27 protein-coding genes are annotated in these 26,627 nt (G+C 52.0%); 11 read left to right on the top strand and 16 right to left on the bottom strand.

Translation table 11 applies throughout. The features are described from left to right. Positions 1 to 19: 19 nt before the first annotated feature. Positions 20 to 910: a putative RNA methyltransferase gene (locus tag ACPV3A_RS22785; protein WP_426201353.1), complete on the bottom strand. Its 891-nt coding sequence runs from the start codon at positions 908 to 910 to the stop codon at positions 20 to 22. A gap of 434 nt (positions 911 to 1,344) precedes the next feature. On the opposite strand from ACPV3A_RS22785, the gene ACPV3A_RS22790 reads away from it, so the two are divergent. The 3 genes from ACPV3A_RS22790 (at position 1,345) to ACPV3A_RS22800 (ending at position 3,697) form a co-directional block, all read left to right on the top strand. Next, positions 1,345 to 1,860, top strand: coding sequence for a DUF6773 family protein (locus tag ACPV3A_RS22790; protein ID WP_194545073.1), 516 nt, complete (start codon positions 1,345 to 1,347; stop codon positions 1,858 to 1,860). A gap of 25 nt (positions 1,861 to 1,885) precedes the next feature. Beyond that, positions 1,886 to 2,083, top strand: coding sequence for a helix-turn-helix transcriptional regulator (locus tag ACPV3A_RS22795; protein WP_009594955.1), 198 nt, complete (start codon positions 1,886 to 1,888; stop codon positions 2,081 to 2,083). A 162-nt stretch (positions 2,084 to 2,245) separates the two neighbouring features. Further along, positions 2,246 to 3,697, top strand: a complete 1,452-nt coding sequence (locus ACPV3A_RS22800) for an erythromycin esterase family protein (RefSeq protein WP_194541264.1) — start codon at positions 2,246 to 2,248, stop codon at positions 3,695 to 3,697. 348 nt (positions 3,698 to 4,045) lie between these two features. On the opposite strand, the gene ACPV3A_RS22805 is transcribed toward ACPV3A_RS22800, so the two are convergent. Further along, positions 4,046 to 4,534 (bottom strand): helix-hairpin-helix domain-containing protein, encoded by a 489-nt coding sequence (locus ACPV3A_RS22805; RefSeq protein WP_220686318.1) that lies wholly within the window; start codon positions 4,532 to 4,534, stop codon positions 4,046 to 4,048. Between the two features lie 37 nt (positions 4,535 to 4,571). Then, positions 4,572 to 5,060: a DinB family protein gene (locus ACPV3A_RS22810; protein ID WP_339222215.1), complete on the bottom strand. Its 489-nt coding sequence runs from the start codon at positions 5,058 to 5,060 to the stop codon at positions 4,572 to 4,574. Positions 5,061 to 5,172: 112 nt separating this feature from the next. Here ACPV3A_RS22810 and ACPV3A_RS22815 point away from each other — a divergent pair, with 112 nt between their 5' ends. Next, positions 5,173 to 6,120 (top strand): YafY family protein, encoded by a 948-nt coding sequence (locus ACPV3A_RS22815; protein WP_339222213.1) that lies wholly within the window; start codon positions 5,173 to 5,175, stop codon positions 6,118 to 6,120. 182 nt (positions 6,121 to 6,302) lie between these two features. Next, the gene (locus tag ACPV3A_RS22820) at positions 6,303 to 6,965 is read left to right on the top strand and encodes a CatB-related O-acetyltransferase (RefSeq protein ID WP_426201357.1); all 663 of its coding nucleotides are present in this window, start codon (positions 6,303 to 6,305) and stop codon (positions 6,963 to 6,965) included. A gap of 153 nt (positions 6,966 to 7,118) precedes the next feature. On the opposite strand, the gene ACPV3A_RS22825 is transcribed toward ACPV3A_RS22820, so the two are convergent. From ACPV3A_RS22825 to ACPV3A_RS22865, 9 genes are read right to left on the bottom strand one after another with little or no spacing between them, the layout of a single operon-like run. Next, complete coding sequence (locus ACPV3A_RS22825) at positions 7,119 to 7,514, bottom strand: hypothetical protein (RefSeq protein ID WP_426201359.1); 396 nt, start codon at positions 7,512 to 7,514, stop codon at positions 7,119 to 7,121. 8 nt (positions 7,515 to 7,522) lie between these two features. Then, a complete protein-coding gene (locus ACPV3A_RS22830) occupies positions 7,523 to 8,221 on the bottom strand; it encodes a hypothetical protein (RefSeq protein WP_426201361.1) in 699 nt (232 codons plus the stop codon). After that, the gene (locus tag ACPV3A_RS22835) at positions 8,214 to 9,005 is read right to left on the bottom strand and encodes a glucosamine-6-phosphate deaminase (RefSeq protein WP_426201363.1); all 792 of its coding nucleotides are present in this window, start codon (positions 9,003 to 9,005) and stop codon (positions 8,214 to 8,216) included. Before ACPV3A_RS22835 ends, ACPV3A_RS22830 begins: the two co-directional genes overlap by 8 nt. A 17-nt stretch (positions 9,006 to 9,022) precedes the next feature. Further along, positions 9,023 to 10,051: a Gfo/Idh/MocA family protein gene (locus ACPV3A_RS22840; RefSeq protein ID WP_100540570.1), complete on the bottom strand. Its 1,029-nt coding sequence runs from the start codon at positions 10,049 to 10,051 to the stop codon at positions 9,023 to 9,025. 53 nt (positions 10,052 to 10,104) lie between these two features. Then, entirely contained in the window at positions 10,105 to 11,115 is a 1,011-nt protein-coding gene (locus tag ACPV3A_RS22845; protein WP_326116173.1) for a Gfo/Idh/MocA family protein, read from the bottom strand. Beyond that, positions 11,112 to 11,978, bottom strand: coding sequence for a sugar phosphate isomerase/epimerase family protein (locus ACPV3A_RS22850; RefSeq protein ID WP_394058671.1), 867 nt, complete (start codon positions 11,976 to 11,978; stop codon positions 11,112 to 11,114). Before ACPV3A_RS22850 ends, ACPV3A_RS22845 begins: the two co-directional genes overlap by 4 nt. 60 nt (positions 11,979 to 12,038) lie before the next feature. Next, positions 12,039 to 12,863, bottom strand: coding sequence for a carbohydrate ABC transporter permease (locus tag ACPV3A_RS22855; protein WP_216533201.1), 825 nt, complete (start codon positions 12,861 to 12,863; stop codon positions 12,039 to 12,041). Between the two features lie 60 nt (positions 12,864 to 12,923). Next, complete coding sequence (locus tag ACPV3A_RS22860; RefSeq protein WP_194541255.1) at positions 12,924 to 13,889, bottom strand: carbohydrate ABC transporter permease; 966 nt, start codon at positions 13,887 to 13,889, stop codon at positions 12,924 to 12,926. Between the two features lie 30 nt (positions 13,890 to 13,919). Then, positions 13,920 to 15,284 carry an ABC transporter substrate-binding protein gene (locus tag ACPV3A_RS22865; protein ID WP_426201367.1) on the bottom strand — a complete coding sequence of 455 codons (1,365 nt, stop codon included), beginning with the start codon at positions 15,282 to 15,284 and terminating at the stop codon, positions 13,920 to 13,922. A gap of 191 nt (positions 15,285 to 15,475) precedes the next feature. On the opposite strand from ACPV3A_RS22865, the gene ACPV3A_RS22870 reads away from it, so the two are divergent. Next, positions 15,476 to 17,347 (top strand): sensor histidine kinase, encoded by a 1,872-nt coding sequence (locus ACPV3A_RS22870; RefSeq protein ID WP_426201369.1) that lies wholly within the window; start codon positions 15,476 to 15,478, stop codon positions 17,345 to 17,347. Next, on the top strand, positions 17,322 to 18,383 hold the full coding sequence (locus ACPV3A_RS22875; protein WP_426201371.1) for a response regulator transcription factor: 1,062 nt from the start codon (positions 17,322 to 17,324) through the stop codon (positions 18,381 to 18,383). The genes ACPV3A_RS22870 and ACPV3A_RS22875 overlap by 26 nt, the downstream gene beginning before the upstream one ends. A gap of 12 nt (positions 18,384 to 18,395) precedes the next feature. On the opposite strand, the gene ACPV3A_RS22880 is transcribed toward ACPV3A_RS22875, so the two are convergent. Together ACPV3A_RS22880 and ACPV3A_RS22885 are read right to left on the bottom strand one after the other, a co-directional pair. Continuing rightward, on the bottom strand, positions 18,396 to 18,926 hold the full coding sequence (locus ACPV3A_RS22880; RefSeq protein ID WP_426201373.1) for a GrpB family protein: 531 nt from the start codon (positions 18,924 to 18,926) through the stop codon (positions 18,396 to 18,398). Positions 18,927 to 19,116: 190 nt separating this feature from the next. Then, positions 19,117 to 19,662 (bottom strand): NAD(P)H-dependent oxidoreductase, encoded by a 546-nt coding sequence (locus ACPV3A_RS22885; RefSeq protein ID WP_426201374.1) that lies wholly within the window; start codon positions 19,660 to 19,662, stop codon positions 19,117 to 19,119. Positions 19,663 to 19,910: 248 nt separating this feature from the next. Between ACPV3A_RS22885 and ACPV3A_RS22890 the strand changes: the two genes are divergently transcribed. The 4 genes from ACPV3A_RS22890 (at position 19,911) to ACPV3A_RS22905 (ending at position 23,098) form a co-directional block, all read left to right on the top strand. After that, positions 19,911 to 20,297, top strand: a complete 387-nt coding sequence (locus ACPV3A_RS22890) for a winged helix-turn-helix transcriptional regulator (RefSeq protein WP_194541249.1) — start codon at positions 19,911 to 19,913, stop codon at positions 20,295 to 20,297. 187 nt (positions 20,298 to 20,484) lie between these two features. After that, complete coding sequence (locus ACPV3A_RS22895) at positions 20,485 to 21,030, top strand: PadR family transcriptional regulator (RefSeq protein WP_426201424.1); 546 nt, start codon at positions 20,485 to 20,487, stop codon at positions 21,028 to 21,030. 44 nt (positions 21,031 to 21,074) lie between these two features. Next, a complete protein-coding gene (locus tag ACPV3A_RS22900; protein WP_426201377.1) occupies positions 21,075 to 22,226 on the top strand; it encodes an MFS transporter in 1,152 nt (383 codons plus the stop codon). Positions 22,227 to 22,471: 245 nt separating this feature from the next. Continuing rightward, positions 22,472 to 23,098, top strand: a complete 627-nt coding sequence (locus tag ACPV3A_RS22905; RefSeq protein WP_426201379.1) for a DUF3298 domain-containing protein — start codon at positions 22,472 to 22,474, stop codon at positions 23,096 to 23,098. Between the two features lie 111 nt (positions 23,099 to 23,209). Here ACPV3A_RS22905 and htpG read toward each other — a convergent pair whose 3' ends face one another. Together htpG and ACPV3A_RS22915 are read right to left on the bottom strand one after the other, a co-directional pair. Next, positions 23,210 to 25,087, bottom strand: a complete 1,878-nt coding sequence (htpG, locus tag ACPV3A_RS22910; protein WP_220686332.1) for a molecular chaperone HtpG — start codon at positions 25,085 to 25,087, stop codon at positions 23,210 to 23,212. A 250-nt stretch (positions 25,088 to 25,337) separates the two neighbouring features. Next, entirely contained in the window at positions 25,338 to 26,579 is a 1,242-nt protein-coding gene (locus ACPV3A_RS22915) for an MFS transporter (protein WP_426201381.1), read from the bottom strand. Positions 26,580 to 26,627: the final 48 nt, after the last annotated feature.

The following is a 26,627-nucleotide window of genomic DNA, read 5'->3' on the forward strand; positions in this document are numbered from 1 at the left end:
AGACGGGAACATACTTACCTCATATCCATCCATACAGAAGTGTGAAGTCGGCGGTTACCTCCATCTCTCCATCCGGTATCCGTTCAATAAGCTCATCTGAAATGCCCCAGGATAACGGCGTCATGTGAATCAGTTGCTTCATCTGCTCGGAATCCAGAATGACGCGATACCGAAGCTCTTCGAATTCGATCCGTCCAAAGTGACGGATGAACAGCTCCATCGTGCCGTCATTGGAATACGTCTCTTTACCTGTACCTGTATAAAGCAAAGCGCGAAGCTCCTGCAAATACATGCTCCCCGGAATTACCTTCACCAACATTCCGTCACTCATTAGCAGCCGCCTGAACTCCGAATAATTAGCTGGGGACAGAATATTCAAAATGTAATCAAACTGTTGGTCGGCAAACGGGCTCTGAGACAGGTCGGCCACGCACCACATAGGGTCCGGAAATGTCTTGGCAGCCGTTACAACTCCCTCTTTGGCAATATCCATACCCACACCGAGAACGTCCGGCACCATTCGCTGCTCCCGAAGCTTACGTAAAATGGCGGATAGATGGGAGCCCTCCCCGCAGCCTGCATCAAGCAGTCTTACGGGCTTCACGGATTCCTGGGACTTCAGTTCCTGGATCAGGCGAGTCGTTACCGCTTCTACCATGGGGCCGAAAAAGCCGCTGCCGCTGATCGTTCTTCGAGCCTCAAACAAGGCCTTATCGTATTTGGTTTTGGACGAATGCTTCAACAGGTTTACGTATCCCTGTCTGGATATATCATAGCAGTGCCCGTTCTCGCATTCCAGGCTGGCCATCCGTTCTACCTTCATGGCACCGCCGCAAATCGGGCATTGAAACATCTTCTCGTGTATCGAAAATTTTCGTGCTTTTTTTATCAATTTTTCATTGTTGGACACAGCAAAATCACCCTTTCATTCGATTGATCGCAATGAAAAAGGCACAGAAAAATAAACTCCGGCCGCAGTTGTCAAAAAAAAATGGGCCGAGCCTACTTTGATCTGTACCTCACATTAACGTAAACGAATGAAATGGATCACGAAAAAACACGCTCCTGACATCAATTCAGGCAAGAGAGATGCCCTATTCCAATTTTAACACGCGAGCACAGAATGTAAACCTCCGGGGCAAGCATCCGGTTCAGCAAAAAATATCAAGAATTAGCTCCCCCTATGGACTATGATGAGTGCTTGAAGCTCTATCCACCTGTTCACTTAAAAAGACAAATATTAAATTCAAAATGACATATATATATTGCAAAAAGACGTAAATACTATTACAATGCATGTATCCGGAAAATCTCAAAACCTATCTCTAACCAAAGGAAGGAATGATGAGCTTGAATTGGTTTAAGAAGAGCACGGCTGAAGATGAGCGTATCGTCAATCTAAAGAACAAGTTATATAAAGAGGTGTATACCTTGATCATGATCATATGCAGCATTTCCGTTATCATCAAATCTTTTGCACTCCCGCGAACGGAGTCCGTCTGGCTGGAAATGCTGATCATACTGGGAGGAAGCTTATATTTTGGGATACGCAGCGTGGCGCTGGGGATTTACTCGGATGAAGTGGAGGTCCATGACCAGCGGAGCAAAATTTCGTTCAGCATGCGTACGGCGATATGGGGGCTCATTATCGGTGTTGCACTTGCTCTTTTTTTCGGTATCCGCAGCGCGATCCTGTTTGGCAATGACAACAGTGCGACCGAGCTCAAATATTTCTTCAGCGTTTTCTTCGTCTCACTGATCATCTACATCCCGCTCTTTGTCGGAGGGAATTGGTTGATCCACTACGGCGCCAACAAGGTAAGCCAGAAAATGTCACAGAACGATCCATTCGACTCATAGAAAGGGATATCAGGGGGACTGACGGATGAAAAACATCAAATTGAAGATGGCCCGCGTCGAGAAGGATTTATCGCAGGAAGAACTGGCCCAGATCGTCGGTGTCTCCAGGCAGACCATCGGCCTGATCGAGCTGGGGAAATATAATCCGTCCCTCAGCCTGTGCGTGGCCATATGCAAGGCATTATCGCGTACTTTGAACGATCTGTTCTGGGAAGAGGATTAAGCGGCCAGCTCATGGCGGCGTTGAACCAACGAGCCGTAATCTCGGCTATGTTAAGGAGGTGATTCCCACATTCAAGGCAGAAAGCACTTAGTGGCGGGCATCTTTACACGTCCGTTCATACAATTTAAAAATCATACGACATCTTATAAGGAGTGATCCTCTGTGCCACTACATAACGCTAGAAAAGCATTCACCGTGTTTCTGCTCACCGCTTCTATCGTAGGAACTTCCCTAATCCCTCACGGAGATGCATATGCTGCTACCGCCGATTCCATCCAAGGCCAGGTTACAGAAGTTAAAACAGCCCGAACTTCGGATGAAAAGATTGCCGAGTGGGAGGACTGGGCCAAAGACCACGCGTACCGACTGGATACGATTCAACCCGCCGAGACGGCGGGCGGTCCAAACCAATATAAGGATCTGGCTATGCTAAAACCATTGCTGCAAGATAAACGTTTCGTGTTTCTGGGGGAAAGCTCCCACGGGGTTGGCGAGTTCAATCTGGCTAAGACCCGTTTAATTCAATTCCTGCATCAGGAGATGGGGTACAACGTTCTGGCCTTTGAGAGTGGTCTTGGTAATAGCTCCTTGGCCTACGGCCGGGCCGGACAGCAGAGCGCGGAACAAACGATGAAAGATTCCATCTTTGGCGTCTGGTGGTCCAAGGAGATATTGCCGTTGTTCGAATACATACAAACAGCACAAAAGAGCAAGCAGCCGCTCGTGCTGACCGGTTTTGACATGCAGCTGCAGCATCCGCTGTTGGATGGCCAATGGCTGCAGGATCAGGCCATGGCTAAGCGTCTAACGGAAGCTGAGAAGAAATTGTCAGACTACTCTCTTGGTACGGACCTTGCCGCATACCGCAAAGAGAAAAATCAGCTGATTCAAGTATACAAAGATGCCCTAAAATCCTTAAAGACGGAGGCAAACGAGTCTCATCTGAAGCGGCTATATCCAGATAACCCCAAACTGTCCATGCTGCTTGAAAGAAGCTTGAACGACCGGATTCGGGTAGCTCAGGAATATGTGGAGCTCTCCATCAAGTCAACCCTCGGCATGGAAAGCGGGGATTATGAACCGTTCCTGGAATCGATGGAATGGCGGGATCAGGCGATGCATGACAATCTCATGTGGCTGGCAACCGAAGTATACCCGACGGAGAAATTCATCGTTTGGGGACATAACGACCACATCCGCAAAGCCCAAACGGAAGTGATGGGTTCGCCATATCCGGTGACTTTAATGGGAGAAAAACTCTCGGATGAAATGAAAAAATACAGTTACGTGCTTGGCCTGTATCCAGCCAGCGGACAAACCGCAGATAACATGGGGAATGTGCATGACGTTCTGCCGGCAAAGCCGGGATCCATCGAATCGATCCTGTCGGCCGCAGGCTCGCCGTATACCTTCGTGGATCTGCGGTACCAAAAGCGTGGGACAGGTAATTCCTGGATGTTCGAGCCGCGTTTTGCCTATAGCTGGGGCATGATTCCAGAGAGCTTAATCGCCCGTGACCAATACGACGGTATTCTGCTGATCGATGATGTGAACCCGCCTCAATATATGAGATCTTCCGCTTCATCCAAGGCTTCAGTGCCTGCCGAAGAATAAGGTGCTATCATTTTTCTTAATTATATAAGAGTTTAATAGGTTAACATGCCAAGCATTCCCTGATCGTCTGCTTCTTAGAGCACATAAACTGTGGACTCTGGAGCGGACCAGTACGGGGATGCTTCTTTTTCTTATTTTCTAGCATGTTATTTTATCGAGATATTCCCCGAGGAGGTTTTGAGCTTCACCTCATGCTGCCCGTCACCGGAGCGTCCTTCCGTCTTCCGGTTGCTCTCCTTCCTGTCCCGAGCGGAACGGCAATGGACCGATGTCCGCTACCGGATTGCAGCATGACATGTCGCATCAGGCGTTTCTTCATCGAGCTGTATGTTGGTCAAGTTATGGATCCTATGGTTGTCCATCTTTGTTGTCGTACCACGATAATGTTGGACGGGTTGGAGGATATCCGTGCTGCTCCCTGAATTGCTTACGCACTTCGGTAAAGTCATGCCAGCTCTTCCCGCTCCCCGGATGATTGGCATGATATACGATGCAGCGAAACGCATCCTCCACGCAAGGATCCATCCAGAAACCGCTGCTCGCTTCCATCCGGTCCGTTAAAGCGGCAGCGTCTTCATCCTTGATATCTTCCAATGCGTAATACCCCAACTGGACTACGCGTTCAGCCACTTTCGGTCCGATCGAAGGAACCGTCTGAAACTGCGCCATTCCCCGGATATATTGGGCGCGGCTATCCGAAACACCTAGCACGCCGGACAATAACTCGATATCCATATGCGCAATATCGCTGAGCTTCATTTTGTTTGACCGCAGCTTTGCTCGCTCTTTGCCGGTTAACGGCAGCTTCGGCGATTTTCCCGGTATTTGTCGCGGCATCCTTCTCCCTCCTGTTCTTAATCAGCACTCCTGACGTTTAATATAAATCGAACATACTCACTTCATAGCCCTGGGCTTTCAGATAATTGAACATTTGCGCCCGATGATGCTGGGCATGCGTGACGATTTCAATCAGCCACTTGGCTTGGGTTGAACCATGCTCCAAGTAGAAGGGTTTCGTTTTCTTCTGCATAAATTCTTCATCTGTCAGTCCGCCCATGTAAGACTTCACATCCGCAAGTCCCTTCGTCATACAGGAGATCAGTTTGTCCTTGTCCACGCCGTCAGCGGCGATGCTAGCTTCCAGCTCCCGGATCTCCGCTTCGCTCTTCTCTTGCAAAATTAACAGATCCGTTGCAGGCACTGACACCAGATGATGCACGAGCTCCTGAAGCGATCTCATATTATGGGCAGGCCTGTAATCCCAATGCTCCGGTGAAATTTTGCCGATCAGATTCGAACTGGTCCTAACGATAAGCTCCAGTTCCTCGAACAACAGCTGCTTCATTTCATGCAATTGATTCACGTTTCATCACTCCATTTTTTAGTTATAAGGGGTCTCTGGGTTCTACAGCCAGTATAGCGTATAATGGTGACAACTATTGTCATAGTCATCAAACAGATATGGAGCTGATCTTATGTCCAAATCCAAACGTCTCATGGAGCTGATGATGACCGTGAACCGGATGCGGAAATTCACGGTAAGGGAATTGGCCGATCAATTCGACGTGTCCTCTCGCACGATCTTGCGGGACCTGCAGGAGCTGAGCGAGCTGGGCGTTCCCCTCTATTCCGAGGTAGGACCGCACGGCGGATACCAGGTGCTCAAAGAACGGATTCTCCCCCCGATCGCCTTCAGCGAGGAAGAAGCCGTTGCGATGTTTTTTGCCAGCCACGCCCTGCGTCACTATCTATTTCTTCCCTTTGAAGCCGAGTCCTCTACCGCGCTTCAAAAATTTTATTATTACATGCCGGGTGATGTTCGTGACCGGATTGACCAGATGAAGAACCGTGTGGATTTTCTGACGCATACCAGACGGCAGAAGGCCGAATCTCTCGGCGTTCTGCTGGATGCCGCTGTTGATCAGCGAGTCGTTACGGTGGAATACGAGACCAAAGAAGGCTATACGGAGCGGAGCCTTCAGCCGGTGGGCATCTATGCAAGCAACGGCTTCTGGTATTGTCCCGCTTATTGTTTTCTGCGGGAGGATTTCCGTCTGTTCCGTTGTGACCGCATGCAGACCGTGGTATATGATACAACCGGAGTCGAGCCGCGGGATCACCGCCATATCCATCTGGGCAATTGGAGGGAATACGGGGCAGAGAAATCAGTCTATACCAGGATGGTCGTTGATCTGAGCCGGGAAGGCGTTCAGCGCTGCGAATCCGAATTGTGTCCTGTTCCCCATGTTGACATGCAACCGGATGGAAGCGGACGGCTCGATCAGAGCGTTCCTGTCAGCGAAATTTTGTATTTTGCTAAATTTTTTCTCGGCTTAGGAAATGAAGCCACGGTGAAGGAGCCGCAGGAGCTGGTGGATTGCATGAAGGGGATTCTGAAGAAGGTTATGGCGAAATACGATTAAAGGTACCCAACATGGCTTGTAAAGCATACGTTTGACGAAAAGATCAACCTTTTGTTACAATCTCACCAATACTGAGGAAAAGGATGAGGACGATGGTTCGTCGCTTGATAAGGTTTAAGAATGTCGCTACTGCATTAAGCTTCTAAGTAATGACCTACTCTACTTAGAAGCGAGGTATAAGAATGAAACAACATCGGTTCGAACACTGGTCCGAAATTAAGTATTTAAAGGATATTGTCACTAACCCAATGATTACAGTAGGAGAATACTCTTACTATTCCGGTTATTACGATCATCATGATTTTGAAGATGGTTGCGTTAGATACCTTTGGGGGGATGAGAAATCCCGAAGGTTGTTTAATCCCATCGAAGACCATGGTTGGCATATAGATAAGTTGATTATTTGCAATTACGTATGTATAGCAAGTGGTGTTATTATACTAATGGGTGGAAATCACAATCATCATCCTGAATGGATAACTGTGTACCCGTTTGTCGATCAGATTGAAACTTCTTACGCACCAAAAGGCGATACCATCATCGAAAGTGATGCCTGGATTGGAATGAATGCCATGATTATGCCAGGTGTGACCATTGGCGAAGGTGCCATTGTGGCGGCTGGTTCGGTTGTTGCAAAAGATGTCCCACCCTATACGATCGTAGGCGGCAACCCTGCTAAAGAGATGAAGAAACGCTTTACGGATGGAGAAATTGAGAAGTTAAAGGAAATGCGATGGTTCGATTGGGAACGCGAGAAAGTTGAACGAGCCGGTCAGATCTTGTCAAGTTCTTCTGTAAATCAATTATATGACTTTTATCAAAAAGAAATAAAGCCATACGTTTAAAACGTTAGAAAAAAACGGATGCAAATATCCCTTCTTGAATTCAAGAAGGGATATTTTTTACGTGGTCTTTCACATAAAAATGAAAAAGCGAAGAAATCTGCAGCTGTTCATTACAACCTATGGACCCCGTATTAGATATCCTAAAAAGGACACCTAACAATCCCCTTGGTAAACTGAACGGCCTCCCTTGACGGTCTCCACAATGCGGAGGCACCCCTTGCGCTTCTCCAGAAGCACGAAGTCGGCCTGTGCTCCTCTCTTCAGGCCATAGGGTTCCGCTTGCCCCATCGCCTCGGCGGGCCGGATGGAAGCCATGTCCCAAGCTTCAGGAAACGCGCACTGCCCCGACTGAGCCAGCCGCCAAACCGCATCGGCAAGCATCATGGCCGAGCCTGCCAACAGCTCGGGCTTGCGGGCGAGATGCAATCGACCCTCAGGCGTTAAGACAACATTTCCACCGATATGGGTCTCGTATTCTCCTGGCGGCATCCCGCTTAAATAGACGGCATCGCTGACGAGCAGCGCTTTGGACGACTTGGCGCGGAGCATCACCTTGATCACCGAATCCGGCAGATGGTTCCCGTCCGCAATGATTCCTGCCCACAGCTGATCTTGCGCAAGCTGCTCCCATATATAATTCGGATGCCGGCTTCCCGAATTTGCGCAGGCGTCGCAGCGGTGTGCCCGATCGATACGACGATTCCCGATTCGACGCACAACCGGATAAAACTCGGGGCATCGGGCCACTCCGGCGATAGGGTGACGATCCGAATCCGGTTCCCCGATGCCGCCTGCCATCTCGCAAACAATGCCCAGTCCGGCTCCTTGATATACCGGGAATCATGCGCTCCCCTTGGGCCTTCCTCCGGAGAAAGGAAAGGTCCCTCCAAATGAATCCCGCCTATGGTTGAACCGACCGCTTCATCCTCCAGGCAAGCCGCGTCGATAACCCGCAGCAATTGCTCGATCTCTTCGTCTCCGTTGGTAATGACGGTGGGGTAGTACAGCGTTACGCCTTTCTCCCATAAGCGCCGGGTTGCCTGAATGATCGTATCCGTTGTGAGCGGCAGCGAATTGAAATCATGTCCGTAACCGCCGTTAATCTGAAGATCGATCAATCCGGGAGCGATCCACGTCTCCTCTTCACCATCGTGAGGAAGTATCCGTTCTATCCCGCCGCCAGAGTCCCATTCTAGCCTTATTTGCTCCCCTGTTGCGTAATGACGGCCCATACGAACAAGTTCATGGCTATCCATTCCGGATTTCCCCGTACGACTCCCGGTCCACGTACAGCGTGCAATCCGAATGCTGCCGAAGAATGCTGGCAGGGCAGGCCTCGCTTATATCGCCGTACAGCGTCCTTTGTACCGCCGCTCGCTTGCTTGCGCCGGGAACGACGCAGAACAGATGGGCAGCCGACATTAAGGCCGGAATGGTAAGCGTAAGCGCGTATTTCGGAACCTCCTCCAAGCTCGCGAAACAGCCGTCATTCACCTGCTGTCGGCGACAATCCTCGTCCAGCTTCACCCGCTTTACCCATAACGGATCCGCAAAATCCGCAACGGGCGGATCGTTGAAGGCGATATGCCCGTTCTCTCCTATGCCCAGGACCACCATATCGATCGGCTCAGCAGTTACCAATCGGCTGTATCTGTCGCACTCCGCTTCAGGATCATTCATACCGTCGATCAAATGAACCTCCCCCGGAGATACCCGATCAAACAGCTGCCGGGATAAAAAGTTCCCGAACCGCTGAGACGCAGACGAAGGAAGGCCGATGTATTCATCCATATGAAAAGCCGTGACCCGGCTCCAGTCCAATCCTTCCGATTGAACCAGCGCCGCCAGGCATTCGTTCTGTGACGGGGCAGCCGCAAAGACGATGCGAATGCGCTCTTTCTCGGTCAGAAGGCGCTGCATGGCCGCGCGGATATCGGCGGCAGCCGCTTTTCCCATCGCTTCGCGCTGGTCATAAACGCGGACCTTCAGTTGATCTTGAACTCTTTCAATAACAGGCTTTATGCTTTGCCCAGTCTTCATAAAGTCACCTCCAGCCGTTACAACACCGGCGTTCCGGTCTGTAGTTGAATTTCCTTGCGCTGCCGGGAAGCCTCGTAGGTGCCGAGAATGATCTCCAGAGAGTGCCGCCCGTCCTTCCCGGTGACGACAGGCTCGCGGCCTTCGCGAACGGCAAGCGCCATATCTTGAATTTGGAGACGGTGGCCGTCAGGTATAACTTTAAACGGTTCGAAATCAGGCAGTTGAACTTGTTCGCCATCGATCTCAAGGGATACAATCGTATCTTCTTCGATGACAAGCGCGCCCTTCTCGCCATGAATGACCAGCCGCTGCCCTTTCCCGTCGCAGGCTGTCGTCGTGATCTCCATGACGCCGAGCGCGCCGCTCGCAAATTCAAGGGCTGCGATCACGGTATCTTCGACTTCGATATTGCGCAGCACGGCTTTGGCTTTGGCAGACAAGGATGCAACGGGTCCAACGAGCCATTGCAGCATATCCACCGTGTGGATTCCCTGATTCATCATCGCCCCGCCGCCGTCCATCGCCCAGGTCCCACGCCAGCCCGCACTGTCATAATAGGCTTGATCTCGGTACAGCATGACATACGCCGAGCATAAGCTGAGCTTCCCGAGGCGCCCTTCTTGAATGACCTGGCGGGCATATCGGGCCTGCGGGGACATACGCCTTGGAAAAACGGTTGCCAGGAGCACCCCATTCTCCGCACATACCTCAATCATGCGCTCGACATCGTCAAGCCGGATCGCCATTGGCTTCTCTACCAGCACATGCTTGCCCGCCCGGGCAACCATCGCCGTCTGCTCTGCATGCATACCGCTTGGCGTGCAGATGCAGACTACCTCTATATCCTCGCGTGCCAGCAGTTCTTCCAAGGTATCGCAGATATCTCCTCCGTACGTTGCAGTCAGTTTGACCGCAGATTCCCGTTTCGTATCGAATACGGCGGCCAGCACGGCTTCCTCCGTGTTCATGATGCTCCGTGCATGAATGTCCGCAATAATCCCGCAGCCGATAATCCCGAATCGAACCGGCAATGTTTCCTCCGTCATGTATCCTACGCCTCCTCGTTACGTTCAGTTTGCAGCAAAGCCGCATGCGTTCCCTATTCCCGAATCAGGATCCGTGCTTCCTCATCGGCTATCACCGTCGCCTCCGAGGCTTTGTAAATATCGTCATGCGTGATCACGCCCGCTTCTCCATTCACCCGGTTCAGAAAATCCTGCGAAAGGGAGAACGGCGGCGGCTTCAAAGGCATAGAACGCAGCTCCTGATCGGTGATAACAAGCACAACCTCATCGCTGGACAGCAAAGGATCGCCTTCCAGCCGAATTTCGGCAATGCCTCGCGTCCCCGTAATGAATATCCGGCCGTCTCCCCAAGTCCAGCTGCCGGCAGGTGTATGCCAGTCCGCGTAAAGCTGTGCCGTTATGCCGCCAGCCATAAATACCTGCACGCCGGCCGCATCATAAAAAGTCGGGTATTCAGGCAGCATATGCTTCGCCAGATAACCGGATGTCGTCTCGACTTCCCGGCCCGTCAGCCACCTTAACAGATCGAAGTCATGCACGAAGAGATCGTTGATGATGCCGCCGGACTGCGATTTGTCAAAATGCCAGGCCGGGCGGGCAGCCGGATTCAGCCGATGCGGCTTGCGCATCGAGATATGGACGATGTCCCCCAATTCTCCTGCCCGGATCATCCGATGAACGGTATGCAGGGATGGACGGAAACGCTCGGTCAGCATCATGCCTACCTCGATCCTTCCACGCTCCAGAACATCGCGCAGCCGGATGAGTCCCGCTCGATCCGTCACGGCAGGCTTGTCGATCATGATCGGTTTGCCGTGCAGCTCGCACAGCTCTATGACGTCCATCTTCTCATCATTGATGGCCGCGCAGCCGATGATTCCTACGCCTTCGTCTGCCAGCATCGACTCGCGATCCCCCGTCAGCTCTAGGCCGTACCGGTCGGCGAGAGTGCGGGCGAACGGCTGATTGTCCGGTTCGTATACTCCTGCACATTCGTAGCCCAGTGCCAGCATCTCCTCGATAAACATGCCGATGTGGGCATGCTGGCAGCCGATGATTCCAAATTTCCGTGCTTTTCCGCTCATCTGTTTGACACCTCCACAGCCTGCAGCCACTCCTGGATGACCCTCAGATCATAAGCGAGCCGTTCCTTCGGTGGATAGGGAGCGGCACATTCCAGCGTAAGCCAACCCGCGTACCGCTGTTCCCGAAGTCCCCTGAGCAGCCCGCCGTGATCCACTTCTCCCTCACCCAGGCGGCACTGCAGGAAGAATTCTTCCCCGTGACGGGTCAAATTTTTGAACGTTCCCGGCTCGCCCACTTGGCCGATCCGCCGTTCATCCTTGATGTGCACATGAAACAACCGGCTTCCAAGCTGCCGGACCGATTTTTCCCCAAATTCCGTGTCCGTGATGTACATATTCCCTGCATCATGAATCAGGCCAACCTGATCGTCACCGATCAAATCCAGCAACCGCAGCGCGCTGTCCGTTGTCTCCACCAGGCTCTGATTGTGAATTTCCAGCACGATCCGTTTTCCCGCAGCACGGGCTTCCTCCGCGCATTTCCGAATCCAGAAAGCCGCCTTCGCATAATGATAATCCTCTGCCAGGAAGGCATTTGGCCCTCCCTGAAAGATCCGGATCATGCCCGCCTCCAACATCACCGCGCGTTCAAGCAGGCCCATAAACTGATCATAGGCCCCGGCACATTCGGCATCCCCGCTTGTCGAGAAATGACCCATGTAACCTGCCAATGCCGGAATCTCCATACCGTGCCCATCCGCAAGTGCCTTCATTTCGCGGACTCGCGGAAGCGATGCCTCCGGACTCAAATGCGGTTCGCGGCAGGCGATTTCGATCCCGTCAAAACCGAGTTCGGCCGCAATCGACATCGCTTCATGGATGCTGTAATCGATGAGTGATCCGCTGAATGCCGCTATTTTCATCTCGTCTTTCATCCTTTCCTTCACAGACATGGCCCTTCCCGGGCCGATAGTTACGTTCCATTATTTAATCCCGGCCATATTGTGGTTCTGCACAAAATATTTCTCGGCAAACAGGAATACCAGCAGAATCGGAACCAGGCTGACCAGTGCGGCTGCAATCATAAGCTGTTCATTGCCGGTCCACTGGCCTGATAAGGAGAGAATGCCGATGGGCAGCGTATACTTCTCATTCGAGGTCAAATAAATGACAGGCGTCAGAATCTCGTTCCACTTGCCCATAAACGTAAAGATCGCCAGCGTCGCCAGCGTAGGCCTGGCCATCGGAATGAAGATCCGCAGATAAATCTGGAACGGATTGCAGCCCTCCATTTTGGCCGCTTCCTCATACTCTTTAGGTATATTCATAAAAGCCTGTCGCATGAGGAAAATCCCAAACGGCTGAGCCAGCCATTCGATAATCCACAGCGGCGTGAGCGTATCCAGCATGTTCAACTTATTAAAAATGATGAAATGCGGGATAATGATCACCACCGCCGGAATCATCATCGTTCCCAGCACCATCACGAACAGCGCACTTTTCAGCGGAAAGCGCAGTCTTGCGAACGCGTAACCGACCATCGAGCAGGAGATCAGGGCGCCGATGACGGACAATGCGGCTACGAAGACGCTGTTCAGCGTGTAGCCGCCAATATTCCCAAGCTGGAACACCTGGGCGTAATTGGACCATTGGAATACTTCAGGGATCCAGCGGGGCGGAACCGTTGTATATTCCTTGTAGGTTTTCAATGAATTCATGAGTGCCGACAGAAACGGCACGATCATGATGAGCGAGCTGATCCCAATCAGCACGTATCCGATACTTTTTCCCAACAGCTTTCTTCTCATTTGGGGCCACTCCTTCCTCCGATGCGGTTCCAAATCCCCGGTTCCATCTTGATCGCTTGATCAGTCATAATGCACCCACTTCTTTTGGGCCCGAAGCTGTATCAGCGTCAGCAGGAACAGGATCATGAACAGCACCCAGGCAATGGCGGAAGCATACCCCATCCTCATAAAGGTGAACCCTTCGCGATATAAATACAGCATCATGACCAGACTGGAGTTATTCGGACCTCCCGCCGAGCTGATGTCGCCCCTGCCGGTCAGCACATAGATCTGTTCGAATGCCTGGAAGGTAGAGATGGTGCTCATGATGACAACCAGGAAGGTCGTCGGCGAGATCAATGGAACGGTAATATACCGGAATTTTCGCAGGGCTCCAGCACCGTCAATCTCCGCGGCTTCATATAAATCCCCGGGAACGCTCTGAAGTCCCGCCAGATAAATGACCATAATATAGCCGATCCCTTTCCAGACCGCGATGAACACGAGCAGCGGAATCGCCAGCTTCGGGTCCTGCAGCCAGCCTTGCCCTTCCAGCCCCAGCTTGGCAAGCAGCGTATTCGCCAAACCGAAGCGAGGGTTGAATACGGCGTCAGCAACATACAGGATGACGGTCCATGAGGAGATCACCGGGATAAAATGGGCCATCCGGAACCATTTAAGCCCTTTCAAACGCTGGTTTAGCGCAACGGCCAGCACCAAGGCCAGAAAGGTCTGGAGCGGCACGAACAGAACCGCAAAATACAAGGTATTCCACAGGGAACGCCAGAACATCGAATCCTCGGCCATGCGCCGGAAATTATCCAATCCGCTCCACTCGGGCGGATTCAGCATGTCATAATCGGAGAAGCTGAAGTACAGGGATGCGGCGAGAGGACCCGCCACAAAAATGATAAAGTGGAGAACATAGGGGGAGGCCATGAGCAGCCCCCATCTCCCCTCATGATCCCATTTCCGTTTTCGGGCGGGCTTTCCGTGCGGCATCGGATCGGCTTTGAGTGCTGCATTGTCGTTTAGCGTATTGTCCATTTCACTCCCGCCTTTCTTCCACCCTTGGTTTTATTTTTTATAGAAATCATCGAGGACCGCCTGAACGGCTGCGTCCGCTTCGCTTAAAGCCTGATCGATGGTTGCATCCCCCAGGAAGGCACGCTCCGCATGCTCGTTGAATTTGCCTACCCATTCTTCCCAGACCGCGTTATTGTCGAGCGTCTGTGCGAACTCCAGGCTATCCAGGAAAGCTTGGCGATTAGCCGGCTGCTCTCCCGCCTTGAGGAACACTTCGGATTCCGCAACGGATTTTTTCACGGGCACGGCTTCGCCAAGCTCGGTCCACTGCTTCTGCACATCGTCTTCCGTAGCCCAATATTTAATCCACTCCCAGGCAGCTTCCGCTTTCTCGTCGCTTGACTTCTGATTAACCACCCACGAGTTGGCAATGACCGGGGACACCCGCTTGCCGTCAGGTCCCTTCGGCAGCAGCGCCACATCGTAATTCAGACCGGCTTCATTCGCTGCCTGCACCCGGGCATAAATGCCGATCCGCATGGCGGCCGATCCGCTTGGGAACACGGCGGTATTGCTCTGGAAGCTCTTCAGATCGACCGGATCCGTAATGATGCCGCGCTGCATGCCGTCGACCATCCATTCGAACGCCTGCTTGTTCTCAGGGGAATTGATGATCGAGTTCTCCGCTTTCTCGTCAAGGGTTCCACCGCCGTAGGATTTCATCACGGAGAACCAGCCCTCGGTAATGCTGAAGAACGTAAGCCCGAACTGATTCACGCTGGCTGCGTCGAACCCGCTGTCCTCGGCCGTTTTTCCGCCGGCATCCACCGTCAGCTTGGCTGCCGATGATTTCAGATCCTCCCAGGTCCATTCATCCGAAGGATACGCTACGCCGGCCTTATCAAACAGCTCTTTGTTGTAAAACAGCACACCGACCTGTATGCCCTGCGGCACGCCCCAATAGCGCCCGTCCGCGTCCTTGTTGAAATCGAGGCCGTAGTACTCATCGGCTTTCAGATCCCTTGCAATCCAATCGGTCAGATCCTTGGCCGCGCCCCGCTGGGCGTATTTCATCACGTAGACGCCGTCGGACAGCCATACGTCCGGCGCCTGGCCGGCCGCGATCTGCGTATCCAGCTTCTGGTAGAACTGCCCGTAAGGCGCGCTCTGCGTTTTGACCGTAATGTTCGGATGCTTTTCCTCGAACTGCTCGATCAGCTCCTTCATCTTCGCATCGGAGCTGTCGCTCGAATAATATCCGAGCAGGATTTCTACCTTCTTATCTTCCTCGCCGCCTCCGGTGCCGGAAGATGCGGTGCCGCTCTGACCATCGCCAGCATTTCCGCATCCGCTTACAATGATGGATATCAGCAATAAGGCCGTTACCCAGCTGTAGAACCCTTTTCTCTTTTTCACAATCCTCGCCCCCTATTGTTTGAAATGGATTAATGCGATTGTAGTTGATAACGACCGAATGCGCCCATGTGCTTTCTTAGCCCACTTGTGATTTCTTGCTGCGGCATCATGGTTTTTTATTTACAACTTGTGTTTTTTTGCTACAATGTTCCTTACATTCCCTACTTCAATGCGAGGAAGGCGGAAGAGCGATGAACATCCAAGGCGTTTCCACCGGTAATCTGACCATTAACCAACGTTTGTTCGTGCTGATCACCCTATTCATTGGCCTCCCCTTCTTTCTGCTCGGCAGCTTCTGGTACCAGTCGTCAACTGAAGCGATTGAACAGTTTGCCGCTGGCGCTAACAAGCGTATCATCGAGCAAACCAACGTCTCGCTGGATTCGTACATATCCAATCTAGAGAATTCCACCTATCCCTTTATTCACAACCCTCAGATCCAGCAATTTCTCTCGGCTGCCCAGCTTACTCCCTATGCCTACTTTCAGCTTGCCAAAAAAGTGGAGGACGACTTGTTTGCCCAGATGATTTACGGCAGATCCGACATTATCGGAATCTCGCTCGTCGCCGAGAACAAAAGACAAATTACCGATTACGAAAGCGCGCCGGGACTGCTCGACATGAGTGAAATCCGCAAACGCAACCGATCCTATCAGGCGCAGCTGGATCAATTCAACGATTTTCAAATCATCGGCCTCAGCCGGGTAGGAAACACGCCAGCCCTTACCGTAGCCCGGAAGCTGTATGACAATTCGTCCTTTCTCTATAAAGGCTTATTGATTGTCGACCTCAATCTGAAGCAAATCGGAGCCATCTGCTCTAACGATTCGCTGGGGGGCTTTGACGTCTGGATCATGGGCAAGGATGGGCAGATGATCTACCACCCGGATCCGAGCCGGGTCGGAACCCCAGTCGAACCGGGGCTGTTAACACGTATTCAAAACCGGGACTCCTCCTTCTTCCAGCATCAAGACACCGTTTCGGGCACCGAAAAGATGGTCCTGCATGAACGCTCGCAGATCACCGGCTGGACGGTTGTTGCCGATCTGCCGCTGAACAATCTCATCGGCGGTTTAATCACCCAGCGCAATTACTCGCTTGCGGCCGCAGCCGTTCTCATGATCATTGCATTGGCGCTTGTGGGCGGCTTCTCCTTGTCTTTAACAAGACCGCTCTCCATGCTGCAGAAGCTGATGGCCCGCGTCGAGCGGGGGGATTTTGTGCTTCCTACCAACGTGAACCGGTTCCGCAACAATGAAATGACCGCCGTGTTTCACAGCTTCTACAGCATGACGGGAGAGCTGAAGCGGCTGATCCGGGAGGTCCAGGATTCCCAGCTGAAGGAACGGGAGCTCATGATCAAGCAGAAGGAATCCGAGCTCCGCTCCATGCAGTCCCACATCAACCCGCATTTTTTGTACAATTCATTGGAGATTATTAATTCATATGCCATTGCGGACGATCATATGGAAATCAGCCGCATGACGAGGGCGCTGGCCCATATGTTTCGTTACAATATCGGTCATGCCGGATCCGTCGTTCCGCTGCGGGAGGAGATGACGCATGTCCAGTATTATCTCGACCTTCAAAGCGCCCGTTTCCGCAGGCTCCGGATCGATATGAACCTGAACGAACGGGACCTGGATCGCGTAAACGCCGTCAGGCTGACGCTGCAGCCGATCGTAGAGAATGTGTTCATCCACGGATACCGGGGCAAGAAACCAAGCTACCTCGGGATCAGCTCCCGTGCGGAGGCGGGCTATTTTGCCATCATCATCCGGGACAAGGGGATTGGCATGACGGCGGAAACGCTGTGGCAAATCAGGCAAATCCTGCAACCCTGCGAGAAGCCGGGTGAAGGCATGCTGCCAAACGACGGAGAGGAAACCACCAACGGCATCGGCCTCTTGAACGTGCATCAAAGACTCCAGCTTACCTTCGGTGACGAGTATGGCCTGCAGCTTGTGGAATCCGTGCCCTTGGAAGGCACGATATTTGAAATCAGACTGCCGTACAAGACTAGCGAGGAGGGACAACATGTACCGGATCATGTTGATAGATGACGAATACGCCATTCATTTGAGTTTGCGAAAGCTTGTTGAGAGGTCGGGTCTTCGGATTGAGGTTGCCGGCGAAGCCGAAGACGGGGTTGAAGCCCTCCAAATGCTGGAGGATAGCCGGCCCGACATCATCGTGACCGACATTTGCATGCCTGAAATGGATGGACTGGAATTTATCCGCCGTGTCCGGGAATCCCATCCCCAGATGCACTTCATTATCCTGTCGGGCCATGACAACTTCGAATTCGCGCGTCAGGCCCTGCGCTATGGCGTTTCGGACTTCCTGCTGAAGCCCATCGACCCTGCCCAGTTCCAAACGACGCTGGAACGTGCCTGCAGGGAGCTGGATGAGCGGAAAGCGCGGTTCTCCCGGCAAACGGAATGGACGCTTGCGCAGCAGCACCATAAAGCCAGGCTGGCTGAGCTGCTGTATTCTGCCGATGAACAGGGAGCGCTGGAACAAATTCGCGAGATCATGGCTCTTTTCGAGACGAGCGGGCCAGAAGAAGTCAGCGTGTCACGTTACGCCCATATGCTGATGCAGGATCTGCTGACGGCGATGAAAGAACGCGGTTTGCTTCTTGCGATGGAGATTGGCGAGGATCAATGGCCACAGGACGATCCCATTGCCTGCAGCCGTCAAATACAAGATAAGATCAAGGAAATGCTGGCGCTGATTAAGGGCTCCCGAAATCTAGGGTCTCACCACAATATTCAGAAAGCCAAACGTTACATTGAAGAGAATTACGCGATGGAGGATTTGTCCTTGCAGGAGGTAGCTGATTCGGTAGGGATGTCGGTCACGTATTTAAGCCGCACTTTCAAGAGCGAAACGAATATGAACTTCGTAAAATACCTGGTGCAGGTACGCATGGAAAAAGCGAGGGAATTGCTGGCGGAGTCTGAGCTTTCCGCCCAGGAAACAGCCTACCGCGTCGGTTTCTCGGACTATGTCCATTTCAGCAAAACGTTCAAAAAATTTCATGGCCTCACCCCTTCCGCTTACCGAAAGCAGTGCAAGGCCATGAATGGAGAATAAATACGCAGGCGCTTATTCGGATTGCACACCGTTCTTCCATGCTTTCGCCCTGCCAAGCAGCTGCTCAACGAACGGATTCTTCTCATCGGAGTATTGGAGGAGGGTCCGGGTCCCTTGTGAAACGATCCGTCGTTTGATCTCGCTGTAACGCTCGGCTTCGACGGCATGTGCCCGCAGGTAATCCCTGATCATGATGTTATGATTCCAGATGTCGCCACGAAATAACACAATATGAACGTTATAGGCAAAGCCGCCTCTTTTGCGGAGATATAAACGGCCTGGAATTCCGGCTTCTCCGAGATCCTCATAACCCATAGCGGTCAGTCTGGGGATGATTTCACTCGAATGCAGCGCATTCTCCACGCCCACCAGAATATCGATGATGGGTTTGGCTGTCATCCCCGGTACCGATGTGCTTCCAAAATGTTCGATGGCAGCCGTATAGGGACCAATCTCCCTCGTTAACGTCTGAAGTTCTTCGCTAAACCGATCGGCCCACTGCTGGTCGTAGGACTCCAAGTGAATGGCTTCGTCAATTGTCATGAAGGCTCCTCCTCACAAGTTTTGTAAGCATGTGCGATGAAGCCGGTTCGAGCCAACCCAACCCGTAAATGGGCTGGCCCAAAAACCCGAGGCACTGCTTCAGGTCATGTCATACATGACTCCATCATGCCTTTTATGGCGCCGGCCGGCAAGTGCCAATCTTCTATCGGTTCAGGCCGAGAAGCATGCCTCAATATCGGCTTTCGGCTGCAGGTGCTAGAACCTGGTCGGCATATCTGCCTGCCTCCGCCTGGAGCTCCTCATCGCTTACCTTCTCTACGTTATAGGTCGCAAAGGCCGGCAAATATCGAACTTTGCACCGGTTCAATGTAGCTTGAATCGGGCGCAGCAGCTCACTTACGGTATACCAATTGTCCCCGCCTGCCTGATATCCTTGTTCTAAGCCTGCTGCCGTCGTGGCCACCATAAATTCCTTGCCCTTCAGATTGTTGCCTTCTGGTCCGAACGCCCAACCGAAGGTCAGAACGTCATCGAACCATTTCTTCAACAGGGGCGGGCAGCTGTACCAGTACAACGGGAACTGGAACACTACTCGATCATACTGAAGAAGAACCTGCTGCTCGCGCTCAATATCGATAATCCAATTCGGATACTCCTTGTAAAGATCCCGGATATCTACATTTCCATTCGCATAGAGCCTGCTGTGCTGCATCAGCACTCGATTCGCACGCGAGTTGTCTAAATTCGGATGAACCACCATCACCATGATTTTCATATTCAGGTCTCTCCTGTCCCATTTGGTTTGTTTGACACCCCCATTATGTTTCGGATCCGTTTCGTTGAAAAGTACGCTCTTTTTATGTACTTAGTCGGTTTTAGCATACCTATTCATCCCATGCATAGTACGTCAAAACGTACTAAGTACGAAGAAGAATAGTACTGGGTTTAAATCGAATACTGTGCTACATTACTAACATCAAATGAACAAAGACCGATAACACACTTCCTATGGGAGATGAGAACATGAGAACAACCGATCATGAACGGCCTAACACCGACGGCATCCTGACAACGCTGCAATTAATCGGCGGTAAGTGGAAACCGCTGATTCTGTTTATACTGCTGCAGGACGGAACCAAACGGTTCGGGGAGCTCCGGCGTCTGCTTCCGGGCGTGACCCAAGGCATGCTCACGAATCAGCTGCGCGAACTGGAACAGGATGGACTTGTCGTACGCAAGGTATATCAGGAGATTCCGCCCAAGGTGGAGTATTCCATCTCGCAGCATGGAAAAAGCTTGGACAGCGTTCTGACCGACATGTGCACCTGGGGATTTCAACATTTGGATTATGTCGAGAAGGTCAACGGCCAGCCTAAAGAGAGTCACGGAAAAAACGCAGGCGGACTGTAAACAGCAGGAAGCAAAACCCTTAATGCTCTTGCCGGGCACGGCTCGCCTGTGCAAGCACAGGCATCTACTCCCTGCTGTGCAAACCGGATCCAAGTCTGCTATATTTCTCAATTTGAGTTGGCTTCTTTCCCCCTTCGCATTCTTCCAGCCGATCCTTCTGGGATCGGCTTCAATTGTTGCACCTCATATGTATGAAATTTTTGTTCTGGGTGAATTGATGACCGGGGATAAACACGGCTATATGCTCCAAGAGATCCTTAAAAATGCAGGCGGACCTTACCGTCAGATCAGTTCCGGAACGTTGTATCCGCTGCTCTCCCGGATGGTGGATAACGGGTGGATCCATCTTCGTCTTGACGAATCCGGCGGAGGCAAACGCCCCCGAAAAATCTACGGGATTACCGATTCCGGACGGAATAACTTTCTCGAGCTCATGCAGAAACCCCTGGAATACAACATGGATACGGAGCAGGCATTCCATTTCAAAATGGTCTATTTCCGGTATGTTCCGAAGAAGGTTCGACTCGACTGCCTCGAGCAATATTTAATTTATCTCGAGACTAACCTGCAGCATGTAACGGATTTTGAGGCGAAGATCACGTTCTACAAGCCCGAGCCCGAGAAACAGCGGCTTCAATTGCTGAGGGTACTGGATCACCGGAAGCAGATGGCAATGACGAATATCGAGTGGGTCAAGAAAGAAATAACGGCCGTTAAGTCCGAAGAAGACTAGCGTTCTAGCGTTTTTTTACATTGCATATAAGGAGGGATACGAAGATGGAACGTTTATGGACGAAACCGTTTATTCAGATGACGGTCGGGATGCTGTTTCTATTTACGGGCTTCTATCTGCTGCTGCCCACGCTTCCGCTGTATATCAAGCATTTAGGCGGCTCCGAGACTCAGGTAGGTTTGGCGGCCGGCGCGTTCACGCTGACGGCGGTAGTCTTTCGCCCAATGGTCGGGGGATTGGTGGATCGGTACGGCAGGAGAGCTTTTTACATTTGGGGTCTTATCTTCTTTGTTCTTTCGATGTATCTCTACGATTGGGTCGGCAGCATTCTGCTTCTGCTTGCACTGCGGATCCTGCACGGCGCGAGCTGGGCTTTTTCGACAACCTCTATCGGTACGGTCATTACGGATTTAATCCCGGCCTCCCGCCGCGGGGAAGGCATGGGCTGGTATGGGATGGCGATGACGGTTGCGATGGCCATCGGCCCCATGCTGGGGACCTATATTGTCGGTGGATATTCCTTTCAGACCTTGTTTCTTGTCGCTACCGGGCTCTCTCTGGTTGCCTTCATACTGGCCTACATGACCAGAGCACCTTATCAAGCCAAACCTTCGGCAGGCCGGATTCAGCTAGTCGAGAAATCCGTTCTCCCTGTCACGGTCGCCATCTTTTTTCTGGCTGTCGCTTATGGGGGAATTACAACCTTCCTCCCGCTGTTTGCCGAGTCCATTCGGGTCAATCCGGGAACCTTTTTCCTGGTGTACGCCGTCGCTCTTACGTTGATTCGGCCCTTTGCCGGAAAGCTGTCGGACCGTTTCGGCGAAGCGGCTGTCATCATTCCGTCCCTTGTCGTAACGACTGGCGCTCTCATCGTCTTAAGCCTGTCGAGCGGATTGCCCGGACTGATTATCGCAGCTATTCTGTACGGCATCGGCTTCGGCTCGGCCCAGCCCGCTCTTCAAGCAGCCACCCTGCGCATTGCTCCCGAAGATCGGAGAGGCGCAGCCAACGCTTCCTTCATGACCGCATTCGATCTCGGCATCGGGCTTGGCGCGATCCTGCTGGGCCTGGTCTCCGAGCGTATCGGCTATGCATACTTGTTTACGGTTACGGCAGTATCGGTTGTCGTATCCCTGGTCATATTCACGATCTTTGTAAGAAGACTGCTTACGTCTGGCGTTGCGGACAAAGAGTGAAGGCTATCCGATTTCCGGCAAACACACGCCACGGACCGGAACCGCCGCATAAGAGCGTTCTGTCTGCTCGAAAGCCGTTCCGCGGGGATGACCGAGTTTCCGAGTTTCCGAGCCTCCAAGCCCGCCAGCCTCCGAGGTTCCAAACTTTCGTGGTTCCGGACTTCCGAGCCTCCAGACTTCGTAACCTTCGCGCCCGCTTTCGAATAGGCTAACGTATCTGATGTTAGATTGGAGCGATGGTACGCATGGCGCAATATGTACCGCCGGTGAGCATCCATACCCTCACGCATACGGCACCCGGTCTCGTGATTCATTATCCGCAGGTATACGGCCTCATGAATCCAGGAGCAGAAGAAGCCATCAACCGGGCGATTATTGATCAAATCCAGGATATGCAGCGCGAACAGCAGCAGATTCAGACCGGCACCAACCCACAAACGACGGGCACTTTTGAGATCAAAACGAATGAACGAGGCATCCTTAGCCTCGTGCTGACCAACTACACCTACTCCGAACCTATGGCACATGGACATACGGTAACGAAAGGCCTGACCTTTTCCACGGCCACCGGTAAATCCTACGCCTTATCCGACCTGTTCCGTCCGGGCTCCAGCTATCAAGCCGTTTTGGCCGCCGAAGTGAATCGTCAGATCAAGGAACGCGGCATTCCCGTGCTGGAGAGCAGTCCGGTCACCGTTTCGCCGAATCAGGATTTCTATCTGGCAGATAAGTCACTGGTCATCTTCTATCCGCTATATGCCATCACGCCGTACTATGTCGGCTTTCCGATGTTCCCGATATCGGTATATGACCTCTTGGGCATGGCGCCCGAGAACGGATTGTTATCGGATCTTGCCGGAGACGTGGCGTAGAGAACTGCATCGTGTTCAGGTGATATGCAGAAAAAAACAAACCCGATTCCCTGGTGCCATACCAGCGTTTCGGGTTTGTTTATTATCATCGCATAGAGCCAGCTACGACGGTTACACCATGATTTTGCAAATATCGTTCGTGAATTCCACCGGATCGGCAATCGGCAAGCCTTCGATCAGCAGCGCTTGATTGTACAGGAGATTCGTGTAGAGCTTCAGCTTATCTTGATCCGCTTGCTGTGCCTTCAGGGATTTGAACACCTCATGGTTCGTGTTAATCTCCAGCACCTTGTCGGCTTGGATATCCTGTCCGTTCGGCATCGCCTTCAAGATCTTCTCCATCTCAATCGAGACATCGCCCTCCGTGGACAGGCATACCGGATGGGATTTCAGTCGTTTGGAGGCTTTAACGGATTTCACCTTGCCGGCCAAGAGGCTGCCCATAGCTTCAAAGAGCTCTTTATTGTCGTTCTCTTCAGCTTCATTCTCCTGTTTGTCCGTCTCGGAATCGAGGCCAAGATCGCCGCTGGATACCGACTTGAATTCCTTCTCCTTGTATTTCATGAGCATCTTGATCGCAAACTCATCGACATCGTCGGTGAAGTACAGAATTTCATAACCTTTGTCGAGCACCATTTCCGTCTGCGGAAGCTTCTCGATCCGGTCGATGGAATCACCGGAAGCATAATAGATATACTTCTGATCCTCCGGCATCCTCGATACGTACTCGTCCAGGGAGACCAGTTTCTTCTCCTTGGAGGAAGTGAACAGCAGCAGATCTTGAAGATCTTCCTTGTTCATGCCGTAATCGTTGTAGACGCCGAATTTCAGTCCTCTGCCGAAGGATGCGAAGAACTTCTCGTAATTCTCCCGCTCGTCCTTCATCATGCCTTGCAGCGCGCTTTTCACTTTGCTCTTGATGTTCTTGGCAATCAGCGTCAGCTGACGGTCATGCTGGAGCATCTCGCGTGAGATGTTCAGCGACAGATCCTCGGAATCGACCATCCCTTTCACGAAGCTGAAATAGTCCGGCAGCAGGTCGCCGCATTTGTCCATGATCAGGACGCCGTTGGAATAGAGCTCAAGCCCTTTCTCGTATTCCTTGGTGTAATAATCGAAAGGCGTATTCTCGGGAATGAACAGAATCGCGTTATATACAACGGCACCGTCCGCTTTTACATGAATGTGTTTGAGCGGTTTATCGAAGCCGTACCGTTTCTCGTTGTAGAAATTCACGTAATCTTCGTCCGTCAGCTCGCCTTTGTTCTTGCGCCAGATCGGCACCATGCTGTTGATGGTCTGCTCTTCCTGGACTTCCTCGAACTCATTCTCGGCATCAGCCTTCGGACGCTGCGTTTTCACGTCCATCTTGATCGGATAGCGGATGAAGTCCGAGTACTTCTTGATGATCGCTCTTAAGCGGTACTCTTCCAAATACTCGTCATACTGATCATCTTCCGTGTTCTCTTTGATCTTCAATACGATCTCGGTTCCGACGGAATCCTTGTCGGCCGGCGTAATGGTATATCCATCCGTGCCTTCGGATTCCCACTTGAACGCTTCGTCGCTGCCGAGGGCACGGCTCGTCACGGTAACGACATCGGCAACCATAAAGGCGGAATAGAAACCTACGCCGAATTGGCCGATGATATTGTGGCCGTCCTTCGCTTCGTTCTCACTCTTGAATGCAAGGGAACCGCTCTTGGCGATGACGCCGAGGTTGTTCTCGAGGTCTTCCTTTGTCATTCCGATCCCCGTATCGGTAATGGTCAGCGTACGGTTTGCTTTATCTGCGGTAATCTTAACGTAATAGTCTTCTTTATTAAAGGTCAAATTCTCGTCGGTCAGCGCTTTATAGTAAATCTTGTCGATCGCGTCGCTGGCATTTGAAATCAGCTCACGCAGAAAAATTTCGCGCTGCGTATAGATGGAGTTAATCATCATCTCGAGCAGCCGTTTGGACTCAGCTTTAAACTGTTTTTTCGCCATGAAAAAATCTCCCTTCCAATCTGAACGAGGTTTCTTTTTAGCACTCTTTACATCAGAGTGCTAACACTTCTTCTATTTAAACATGTACCAATTTTTGATGTCAATATGTTTAAAGACTTTCCCTGGAACAAATACGGATTCAGCCTGCAGCAGTGAAGCAGACGCCGTAAGATGAATATGAAAGAGCCTGCTGCAATCGGCAAAAAGGCCGCCTAAAAAGGGGATTTCCCTTTTAGACGGCCCTTCACATTCATGGCTCGATACCGCTGTTTATTCTCTTGGATAAGACCGGGCGAATCCACCATACGTAATACAGGCCGCATAGGAGCAGCACGCCGGCCGTGGCCAGAAAGGGAAGCCGATAATCCTGCCGAGCCAGGATCAGTCCGGCAACAAAGGTTGCCCCGGACGAGCCTAAACTCCGGAATACCGACCTCATGCCGGCGTACAGATTCCGTTCCTTTTCATTAAAGGCCGACATCAGCAGACTGTCCAGCAGATTGGACAGCATGGTCACGCCGCCGCCCCGCAGTAGAAACAGCCCGACAAACAGCCATACGGGGAGAATCATGTATAGAGCGGCAAACAGCAAAATATTAACGATAAATACCGAGATAATGGCCGTGTTATAACCGAACCGCTCCATGACGTACGGCGTCATCAACGAGCATATAAACAGAAGGATCGCGCCGATGGCCAGAATCAGGGATACCTGGTCGTCCATCCAATCCAGGCGGAACTTCACGATGACGTTCAGGAAGGAGCCGGTCATGGCGATACAGCCGCCGAGCAGCGCCGTAAACACGGCGAACAGCCACAAGGTCCCGGAGGATAGAGGTCCCATTAGCCTGGAGATGCCTCTCGAAGGTGAAGCTGCCGCCGCTGCCGCCTCCGAAGCCTTGTTCTCGGCAGGCAGCCAGAACGCCCGGATGACGCCGTGAAGCACAAGCACCAGCCCGGTCAGCAGAAGCGACACTTCATAACCTCTGCTTCCTTCGAACCCCTTCGAGATATATCCTGCCGCCAGCGTTCCGAGACCCGTGAAAGCCGTAAAGACGGCAAACATCAAGGAAAATGCACGGGCTTCCTCCTTACGGGAACGGCAATAATGGAAGAGAAGCTGGATCTCCGTCGTCTCCACCAGCGTCAAGCCGGCAGACACCAATATTTGAGCGGCATAGAACCACAGCAATTCATCGCTGACGGCAAACAGCACATTGCCCGCGGCAATAAAGAATACGCCGGCAACCAGCAGTTTCTTTCTTCCGGTCCGGTTAGCGAGCAGGGATACCGGAATGGCGAGAACGCCCATGATCAGTATGCCCATCGATACCAACGCGCCGATCTCGTCCTCCCTTAGCCCCCGGAAGAGCAGATGCAGATTCAGGACGAGTGTATAGAGACCGATTCCGATGCCGTAGAAGGCCTCACTTATCAGGAAGCGGCGCACCCCTGTAGACAGCTGCAGCAGGTCTTTGATGTAAAAGGACATGTTATTCCCCTTCTCCAGAAAATCCGAAAACGATCTGAAATGAAATCA

The organism is Paenibacillus sp. Dod16, assembly GCF_049893405.1.
GTDB lineage: Bacteria > Bacillota > Bacilli > Paenibacillales > Paenibacillaceae > Paenibacillus_AQ.

Bases quoted from the DNA above. Each gene is read 5' to 3' on its own strand.
- ACPV3A_RS22790 (WP_194545073.1), top strand. From the start codon at position 1,345: ATGAGCTTGAATTGGTTTAAGAAGAGCACGGCTGAAGATGAGCGTATC.
- ACPV3A_RS22795 (WP_009594955.1), top strand. From the start codon at position 1,886: ATGAAAAACATCAAATTGAAGATGGCCCGCGTCGAGAAGGATTTATCG.
- ACPV3A_RS22805 (WP_220686318.1), bottom strand. From the start codon at position 4,534: ATGCCGCGACAAATACCGGGAAAATCGCCGAAGCTGCCGTTAACCGGC.
- ACPV3A_RS22815 (WP_339222213.1), top strand. From the start codon at position 5,173: ATGTCCAAATCCAAACGTCTCATGGAGCTGATGATGACCGTGAACCGG.
- ACPV3A_RS22820 (WP_426201357.1), top strand. From the start codon at position 6,303: ATGAAACAACATCGGTTCGAACACTGGTCCGAAATTAAGTATTTAAAG.
- ACPV3A_RS22825 (WP_426201359.1), bottom strand. From the start codon at position 7,514: ATGCTCCGCGCCAAGTCGTCCAAAGCGCTGCTCGTCAGCGATGCCGTC.
- ACPV3A_RS22830 (WP_426201361.1), bottom strand. From the start codon at position 8,221: ATGGATAGCCATGAACTTGTTCGTATGGGCCGTCATTACGCAACAGGG.
- ACPV3A_RS22835 (WP_426201363.1), bottom strand. From the start codon at position 9,005: ATGAAGACTGGGCAAAGCATAAAGCCTGTTATTGAAAGAGTTCAAGAT.
- ACPV3A_RS22840 (WP_100540570.1), bottom strand. From the start codon at position 10,051: ATGACGGAGGAAACATTGCCGGTTCGATTCGGGATTATCGGCTGCGGG.
- ACPV3A_RS22845 (WP_326116173.1), bottom strand. From the start codon at position 11,115: ATGAGCGGAAAAGCACGGAAATTTGGAATCATCGGCTGCCAGCATGCC.
- ACPV3A_RS22850 (WP_394058671.1), bottom strand. From the start codon at position 11,978: ATGAAAATAGCGGCATTCAGCGGATCACTCATCGATTACAGCATCCAT.
- ACPV3A_RS22855 (WP_216533201.1), bottom strand. From the start codon at position 12,863: ATGAGAAGAAAGCTGTTGGGAAAAAGTATCGGATACGTGCTGATTGGG.
- ACPV3A_RS22860 (WP_194541255.1), bottom strand. From the start codon at position 13,889: ATGGACAATACGCTAAACGACAATGCAGCACTCAAAGCCGATCCGATG.
- ACPV3A_RS22870 (WP_426201369.1), top strand. From the start codon at position 15,476: ATGAACATCCAAGGCGTTTCCACCGGTAATCTGACCATTAACCAACGT.
- ACPV3A_RS22875 (WP_426201371.1), top strand. From the start codon at position 17,322: ATGTACCGGATCATGTTGATAGATGACGAATACGCCATTCATTTGAGT.
- ACPV3A_RS22880 (WP_426201373.1), bottom strand. From the start codon at position 18,926: ATGACAATTGACGAAGCCATTCACTTGGAGTCCTACGACCAGCAGTGG.
- ACPV3A_RS22885 (WP_426201374.1), bottom strand. From the start codon at position 19,662: ATGAAAATCATGGTGATGGTGGTTCATCCGAATTTAGACAACTCGCGT.
- ACPV3A_RS22890 (WP_194541249.1), top strand. From the start codon at position 19,911: ATGAGAACAACCGATCATGAACGGCCTAACACCGACGGCATCCTGACA.
- ACPV3A_RS22895 (WP_426201424.1), top strand. From the start codon at position 20,485: ATGTATGAAATTTTTGTTCTGGGTGAATTGATGACCGGGGATAAACAC.
- ACPV3A_RS22900 (WP_426201377.1), top strand. From the start codon at position 21,075: ATGGAACGTTTATGGACGAAACCGTTTATTCAGATGACGGTCGGGATG.
- ACPV3A_RS22905 (WP_426201379.1), top strand. From the start codon at position 22,472: ATGGCGCAATATGTACCGCCGGTGAGCATCCATACCCTCACGCATACG.
- htpG (WP_220686332.1), bottom strand. From the start codon at position 25,087: ATGGCGAAAAAACAGTTTAAAGCTGAGTCCAAACGGCTGCTCGAGATG.
- ACPV3A_RS22915 (WP_426201381.1), bottom strand. From the start codon at position 26,579: ATGTCCTTTTACATCAAAGACCTGCTGCAGCTGTCTACAGGGGTGCGC.